At 47.2% G+C, this 8079-nt stretch carries 7 protein-coding genes; 4 read left to right on the top strand and 3 right to left on the bottom strand.

What is annotated here, in order from left to right; all coding sequences use genetic code 11:
* The coding region (locus WBV27_RS10210; RefSeq protein WP_424201760.1) for an ammonium transporter at nucleotides 1-1552 on the bottom strand (1552 nt) is incomplete at its 3' end.
* 390 nt (nucleotides 1553-1942) lie between these two features.
* Entirely contained in the window at nucleotides 1943-2302 is a 360-nt protein-coding gene (locus WBV27_RS10205) for a hypothetical protein (RefSeq protein WP_424201758.1), read from the bottom strand.
* A gap of 576 nt (nucleotides 2303-2878) precedes the next feature.
* Between WBV27_RS10205 and nrdD the strand changes: the two genes are divergently transcribed.
* The 3 genes from nrdD (at nucleotide 2879) to WBV27_RS10190 (ending at nucleotide 6743) form a co-directional block, all read left to right on the top strand.
* Complete coding sequence (nrdD, locus tag WBV27_RS10200; protein ID WP_424201756.1) at nucleotides 2879-5101, top strand: anaerobic ribonucleoside-triphosphate reductase; 2223 nt, start codon at nucleotides 2879-2881, stop codon at nucleotides 5099-5101.
* 23 nt (nucleotides 5102-5124) lie between these two features.
* Entirely contained in the window at nucleotides 5125-5685 is a 561-nt protein-coding gene (gene nrdG, locus WBV27_RS10195; RefSeq protein WP_424201754.1) for an anaerobic ribonucleoside-triphosphate reductase activating protein, read from the top strand.
* Nucleotides 5686-5819: 134 nt separating this feature from the next.
* Nucleotides 5820-6743, top strand: a complete 924-nt coding sequence (locus WBV27_RS10190; RefSeq protein ID WP_424201752.1) for an aldo/keto reductase — start codon at nucleotides 5820-5822, stop codon at nucleotides 6741-6743.
* Nucleotides 6744-6863: 120 nt separating this feature from the next.
* Here WBV27_RS10190 and WBV27_RS10185 read toward each other — a convergent pair whose 3' ends face one another.
* The gene (locus WBV27_RS10185) at nucleotides 6864-7628 is read right to left on the bottom strand and encodes a DUF6612 family protein (protein ID WP_424201750.1); all 765 of its coding nucleotides are present in this window, start codon (nucleotides 7626-7628) and stop codon (nucleotides 6864-6866) included.
* A 230-nt stretch (nucleotides 7629-7858) separates the two neighbouring features.
* Between WBV27_RS10185 and WBV27_RS10180 the strand changes: the two genes are divergently transcribed.
* The coding region (locus tag WBV27_RS10180) for an AraC family ligand binding domain-containing protein (RefSeq protein ID WP_424201748.1) at nucleotides 7859-8079 on the top strand (221 nt) is incomplete at its 3' end.

Raw genomic sequence — 8079 nt, 5'->3', positions numbered from 1 at the left:
CACGGATGACTTCTTCGACAGGTACCTCGCTGATGATCGTTTCGATGCGGACTTTCGGTAAAAGATTGCCCTCAGCCTTCGCACCACGATAGAAGGTTTGTTGGCCTTTTTGGAGCCCGTAACCATGCACGGATGTGACTGTCATGCCGGTTACGCCGATAGCGTTCAATTCCGCCTTCAAGCGCTCCAGTTTATCCGGATTGGCGATGATTTCAACTTTGTTCATCGTGAAGCCGGAATCAGCCAGTTTGAAGGCTCCGACTTTGCTGAGATCCACTTCTTGGGCAGCAGGGGCTGTCTGTTTGGTGTCCGTCACGTAATCTTCGAATGCCGTAGTTGCGACAAAGTCGTGGTAGCTTGAAGTCAAGCCATGCTCAGCGACGTCCATACCGACGATTTCTTCTTCAGCAGTAACACGGAGTCCCATCGTCTTTTGGATGACCTTAAAGACTACATACATCGAACCGGCTGTGTAGGCTGCTACAGAAGCTACACCTAAAGTTTGGATTCCCAGCAGGTTGAACCCGCCGCCATACAATAGACCGCCATCTGTTGCGAAAATACCGACTAAGATTGTTCCCAATGCGCCATTCACGCCATGTACACTGAAGGCGCCTACCGGATCATCGATCTTCGCTTTTTGATCGACGAATTCAACAGCGAGAACAATGGCAAACCCGGCGATGGTTCCGATTGCGATAGCGCCGAAAGGTGATACGACAGCACAGCCTGCAGTTACGGCAACAAGCCCAGCCAGCGAACCGTTCAGCGTCATGGACACGTCAGGTTTACCATATTTTGCCCAAGTGAATAAAAGCGTGGCGAGGGTAGCGGAAACAGCAGATAGATTTGTATTCAAGAAGATAGTACCGATCAAGGCAAGCGTTTCGTCGCCGGTAGCTGATACGGTTGAAGCGCCGTTGAACCCGAACCAAGCGAACCAAAGGATGAAGACGCCAAGGGCACCGATTGTTAAATTGTGTCCAGGAATGACTTGTGCTTTACCATCTTTATATTTTCCGATACGCGGTCCGACGATTGCAGCACCGACGATTGCAGATATGCCTCCGACCATATGCACGGCAGTGGATCCGGCAAAATCAATGAAGCCCATTTGAGCTAACCATCCGCCGCCCCAGATCCAGTGACCCGAAATCGGATAGATGATTAAGGAGATGATGAAAGAATACACGAGATAAGAGCTGAATTTTGTCCGTTCCGCAACAGAGCCGGATACGATAGTGGCAGCAGTTGCCGCAAAAACGTTCTGGAACATGAAATGAACGGATCCGGGAATGGTGGAATCAAGTCCATCCATGAATAGGCCAGGGGTTCCGATGATGCCGGCAATATCATCACCGAACATGATGCTGTACCCGATGAGAAAGAATCCCAACGATCCGAGCACAAAGTCCATAAGGTTTTTCATGATGATGTTCGCCGCGTTCTTTGCGCGAGTGAATCCCGTCTCAACCATCGCGAAACCGGCTTGCATAAAGAATACTAATACCGTTCCCACTAAGGTCCATAATGTGTCTACTGATGAAAACATAATAATTCCTCCTCCTGTTTTAGCCTAGTCTTAGTGTATAGAAATAATTTTATTGAGGCTATATTCTGCTTACGATACATGTTACATTATATAACAAACGCTTCATGTCAATGTTTGTAATCGTTATAATGTGTATTCGGTGAGAGTTTTGATCTTAATTCTCATCGGATTGCAGGGATATTGGATTAGATTGTATTTTTTTGGTCAATATGATTGAAAAAAATCTGACATGGGAGAATAGGGGATATGACGGATGTCAGAATCACTGACAAGGAATAGGTCACATCAGCAGGGGAATCCGGGATAATGAGAAAATATACAGCAAAAAGCCGTAAGGGAAGCATGCAGAACATGTTTTCCTTACGGCTTTTTATATTTTTTCGGTATCTTCTAAAAGTTGATGATCCAGTCCATTTCTGATAATTCAATCAATGGCAATTCGATCGCTTCCTCTTTTAGTGCCTTCTCGAACCCTTCTTTGGAAAAAGGGCCTTTTACAGATTCAATTCTTCTATCGATAATAAAATATTCGAATGCTTCATTATGTTCTTTTTCAAGAATGATAAATTCATCGGTCCAATTCAATCGTGTAATGTAGCCCTGTATGTTTCCAGTCGGGTAGCGATAAGATGAAGGCAGATGGAAAAGGTTTTGCCAAGAAGCGCACTGTCTCAAAAAAAGGTCTTCTCCGACCGGTATTCTAAATTTAGCAATTTTGGATATTTCAGGCAACATTCTATTTTTCCACACTAGCATTTCCCCCCTTTTTATCTCCTCATTCTTTTGACATCCCTGCGGCATAAAAACCGGATAATGGATCCGAAAAAAAGAATGAATCGCTTACATTTGTGACAAGTCATAGTATAACTGCTTTTTTTTCCAAAGTACAGTAGTTTATATTGATTTTATGTACTTTATATGTTTTTTAACATTTTTTTTAATATTAGGGTCATTGTTCGGAAATCAAAACGGATTAGCTGGATTTATTTGGCTATTGTTTCTGTTCTGACTATGTATCTGGGAGTCTGCTAAGAAAACAGCAAGCATTGCATTTTCAGGGCATTTTCTTATTGACCTATAGACCGAAATGTGTCTGCCTTCTCTAGATGGAATTTGGTTTAAAACACTATATATTGTGGTGGAAATTTATGTGTGGATGATATATAGTATATACAGTGAATCGAAACAGAGACTACTTTAAGTGGAGGTATCCATCTTGAGAAGCGCGTCCTGCAAGGAAAGCTTGCTCATTTTGTAACGACCTCTTACTTTTTATTAGCTTTTTTTGCATGTTCGGTTAATTTTTAACTAGGGAGTGGGAAAAATATGGCTTCATTACCAACGGATTTCTTAAATGAAAGCACGAATCTTCAAGTCGCTGACGCAGAAGTGAATATCCAAGTGTTGAAGGCGGATGGACGGGTAGTTCCTTTTCATGCCAAGAAAATATATAAAGCGATCAAGAAGGCGGAGCGTTTCTTGTCTGAACAGAACGAAGCGGCTGCGGATTATGATGTGGATGCTGTCGTGGCTTTGGTCGTAGACAAACTGATTGCATCAGAAACGGAAAGTGTTTCGACGGATGATATCCATGATCAAGTTGAAGCGACGCTTGCCGAAATGGGGAATCTGCCGTTAGCGGAAGCCTACAATACCTACAAATTGACGAAAAAAGTCAAAAAGTTGCAACAACAGGACATAGAATTGCGTATCCAAAGTCTGATGAATGCTGATCAGAGCATCGTCAATGAGAATGCCAACAAGGATAGCCGCGTCTTCAATACAATCCGGGACTTGACGGCAGGCGTGGCTGCAAAAGCAATCGGACTGAGAATGTTGCCGAAACACGTTTCCAACGCCCATATGAAAGGCGATATCCATTATCATGACCTGGATTACCAACCGTATTCACCGATGACGAACTGTGTCCTGATCGATTTCCAGAATATGCTTCGTGAAGGTTTCAAAATCGGCAATGCAGAAGTGGACAGCCCGCGTTCAGTCAACACGGCGACTGCCCAAATGGCGCAGATTTTTGCGAACGTCGCTTCCAGCCAATACGGCGGCTGCAGCGCGGACCGTGTCGATGAAGTGTTGGCACCGTACGCGCGCCTGAACTATGAGAAGCATCTGGAAACGGCTAAGGATTGGGTGGAAGGCGAAGCGAAACAAATCGCGTATGCCGAAGAAAAAACCCGCAAAGACATCTATGATGCTATGCAAAGCCTGGAGTACGAAATCAATACACTCTACACTTCAAACGGACAAACACCATTCACCACACTCGGATTCGGGTTGGGGACGGATTGGTTTGCACGCGAAATTCAAAAAGCAGTTCTGCAAGTGCGCATCAAAGGATTGGGCAAGGAAAGACGCACAGCGATCTTCCCGAAATTGATCTTCGCCTTGAAAAAAGGCACGAACTTGGAGACACAAGATCCAAACTATGACATCAAACAATTGGCCATCACTTGCGCCACGAAACGGATGTATCCGGATGTGCTGATGTACGATAAAATCGTTGAATTGACAGGCAGTTTCAAGACACCGATGGGTTGCCGTTCCTTCCTGCAAGGATGGAACGACGAAAACGGAAACGAAGTCAATTCCGGTCGGATGAATCTTGGGGTCGTGACGTTGAACATCCCGAGAATCGCCTTGGAGTCGGAAGGGAATCCGGAAGCTTTCTGGAACATCTTTGAGGAACGCTTGGCGATCTGTAAGGATGCGCTTGTCTACCGTGTCGAGCGCACCAAAGAAGCGACGCCTACGAACGCACCAATCCTGTATCAGCACGGAGCCTTCGGGAAACGTCTGGGCGAAACGGATCAGGTCGACGAACTGTTCAAGAACAAACGCGCTACAGTCTCCCTAGGTTACATTGGACTGTATGAAGCGGCTACCGTCTTTTACGGAGGAGATTGGGAAACGAATCCGGAAGCGAAAGCTTTCACTTTGGACATCGTCAAGAAGATGAAGGAAAAAACGGATGCTTGGGGCAACCAATACGGTTATCATTTCAGCGTCTATTCGACTCCGAGCGAAAGTTTGACCGATCGCTTCTGCAGCATGGACACAGAGAAATTCGGCATCATCGCTGATATCACGGATAAGGAATACTATACAAACAGTTTCCACTATGATGTCCGCAAGAACCCGAATCCTTTCGAGAAAATCGCCTTCGAAATGGAATATCCGCAATATTGCTCAGGCGGCTTTATCCATTATTGTGAATACCCGAATCTGCAGCAAAATCCGAAAGCGCTGGAAACAGTCTGGGATTTCGCCTACGACAAAGTCGGCTACCTGGGAACGAACACGCCGATTGACCACTGTCTGGAGTGCGGTTTCGAAGGGGACTTCAATCCGACCGAGCGCGGGTTCCAATGCCCGGAATGCGGCAATACCGATCCGCAGACATGCGACGTTGTGAAACGCACATGCGGTTATCTCGGCAACCCGCAGATCCGTCCGATGGTGAAAGGTCGCCATAAAGAAATTTCGGCACGCGTCAAGCATTTGCATGCGGATTGCAAGTCAGAACAATAGTCAGAACAGTTAGGTGATGTGAAGTGAAAAACCCGCAACCGCAAGAATGGTTGGCAGAGAAATACAGCAAGGACAAGGTAGCGGACTACAAGCCGTTCAACTTTGTCGACGGCGAAGGCGTGCGCTGCAGCATTTATCTGAGCGGCTGCTTGTTCGCCTGCGAAGGCTGCTACAACAAGATTGTCCAAAACTTCGACTACGGGATTGCCTACACCGACGAGTTGGAGGAACAGATCATGGCCGATCTGCGTCAGCCTTATGTGCAGGGCTTGACGCTTTTGGGCGGGGAACCTTTCCTCAACACGAAGGTCGCGCTGCGGCTTGCGCAGCGGATCCGGGCAGAGTTCGGCAGTTCTAAGGACATCTGGGGCTGGACCGGCTACTACTGGGACGAACTGGCTGGAGAATCCGAGGATAAGCAGGAATTGCTTCGCTTGATGGATGTGCTAGTCGACGGCCGCTTCGAACTGTCCAAACGGGATCTGACCCTGAAATTCCGCGGCAGCTCCAACCAAACCATCATTGATGTACAAAAATCGCTCGAAGCCGGAGAAAAGATTCTCTGGGCCAATGCGTACTCATAAATATCAGAAAGGTTACTGGATGAATCCGGTAGCCTTTTTTGGTGCGCTTCAGTTCACGAATGGCCAGCAAAAATGCTATACTGATTTTATTGAAACGTTTACAAAAAAATCCGAAGTGAAAGCTGGTATGACAATTGAAAAAAATAAACATCGGCAATTCAGGACTTTTAGCATCAGAAATCTCGCTTGGCATCATGCGCATGAACGCTTTGACGCATGAAGAGGCGACTGCGGTCATCCGCACGGCAGTGGACAACGGCATCGATTACTTCGACCATGCGGATATTTACGGCAGAGGGACTTCGGAGGAAATCTTCGGAAAAGCCTTCAAGGAACTCGGCATCGCGCGTGACAGCGTGATGCTGCAGACGAAATGCGGCATCGTACCGGGTGTCATGTTCGATTTCTCGAAAGAACACATCATCGCATCGGTGGAAGGCAGCCTGAAACGTCTGCAGACCGATTACGTGGATGCTTTGCTATTGCACCGGCCGGACACATTGATGGAGCCGGAGGAAGTTGCGGAAGCTTTTGAAGAACTGCAAAAATCAGGGAAAGTGCGCCATTTCGGCGTCAGCAACCAAAATCCGATGCAGGTCGAATTACTGAAGAAAGTCGTCACACAACCATTGTTGATCAATCAATTGCAGCTCAGCCTGACGCATGCGCCGATGATCGATGCAGGCTTCAACGTGAATATGATGAACAATCCATCGCTCGTGCATGACGGTTCCGTCCTGGAGTACAGCCGCATCACGGATATGACGATCCAACCGTGGTCGCCATTCCAAGCCGGAAACGGGAAAAAAGGGCTGTTCTTCGATCATCCCGATTATGTGGAGCTGAATGAAAAAATCGAAGCGATGGCAGATGATAAAGATGTATCCCGTGAAGCAATCGCAATCGCATGGCTGCTGCGTCATCCGGCCAAAATGCAGCCGATTGTCGGCAGCATGAACCCTGAGCGCATCGCGGCCATCTGCAAAGCTTCCGATGTGGCGCTGAGCCGCACCGAGTGGTATGACCTCTACAAGGCTGCAGGTAAAAAGCTGCCTTAAACAAAAGCATGCTATCTTGTAATCAAAAAAGACCAGGATTCCAAATGGAGTCTTGGTCTTTTTTCGCCAAATGAGCAGTAAGAGGCGCAACAAATACATTATGGTTCAGGTGTGACATTATCAAAAAGAAGAATCCGCAGTTTCGGCAGTCGTATCTGCTGGATCGAAGTCGGGCACGGACTTCAATTTTTGGGCGTGATCGTACAGGTCGAACTCGCCTGTCAGTTCCGTCGTGACGGTTGTCTTCTGATCCGAATGAATGGCTGTGGAACGGTAATGGAACTCGGTCAGATAGAAGCTTTCGGCATCCAAATGGATAGCGATCTCGTAATTTGTCTGTTCCGTTGGCAGGGTTTGGAACAGGTAGTTGATTTCTTTGTTCAGCGCATCATCGCTGCCGGAAAAGCTCAGCAAATACTCGTCCCCTTTGAGTTCGAGGGTGCCGTACGCTTCAATGATTTGGCTCAGTTCGATAAATGTCTCCAGCGGATAGACCTGCAGGCTGGCCAACGGGACATCGGGGGTGGCATAAGCGGTCCAGTCGGTATCATCGGTCCGGATGTAACCCACTTCCGGGGTCACATAGAACTCGGATTTTGTTGCGGGATAGTCGCTGTTTTTGTCGATCCGCTTTCCGTAACCGGTTTTCTCTTCTGGGAACAGCGTCGCGTCGGCGGTTGTGTACTGCTCGTTCACTGTTGTAGCGCCATTCAGGTCCTCTTTGGTGGTAGTTGTCGTAAATGAAACGAACTGGTGGTAGCTTTCAAGGTCGGCGGACCGGTTGATCAGGTTCTGCATGACTTCTTCCCCTGGTAGTGCGGTCCCGCAGGCGGAAAGCAGGAAAAGCGGAAGGAGCAGCAGCGCGGAGTATAGGAATTTTTTCAAGGGTATTGCCTCCAAATCTATAGCAAAGTTATGGGATTGTTCAGGTTGTTGGGGATCTACCCGATGCGGGCAATCTTTTCTCATTGTACAAGAGAATGTGTGATTGCGAAAGGGCGGAATTTCATCAGGGAAGATAGCTTCGGATTGAAGTGCGGGTTTGCTATAGCACGGAGACCATTCTATAATGGGAGCAACAGGTACAAGAGGAAATAAAGACCGAGGTGATGAAAATGGATGAGGATTTTTTTAAAGAAGAAATCTATTATAAGGATCTTTATTACACAACCAAAGGCAAAGAGGAGTGCGCTCCCAACCACAGTTTCGGGCCAACCGTCCGGGAATATTTTTTGATCCATATCATTATGAAGGGAAAGGGCTACTTCGAGATTGGCAACAGCCGGTTCAATCTGAAGGAAGGCCAATTCTTCATCATCTATCCGAACGTGATGAC

It is taken from the genome of Trichococcus sp. (assembly GCF_049589555.1).
Taxonomy (GTDB): Bacteria; Bacillota; Bacilli; order Lactobacillales; family Aerococcaceae; genus Trichococcus.
Note: the sequence above shows the minus strand (reverse complement) of the source record. Positions and strands in the feature narration are given on the sequence as shown.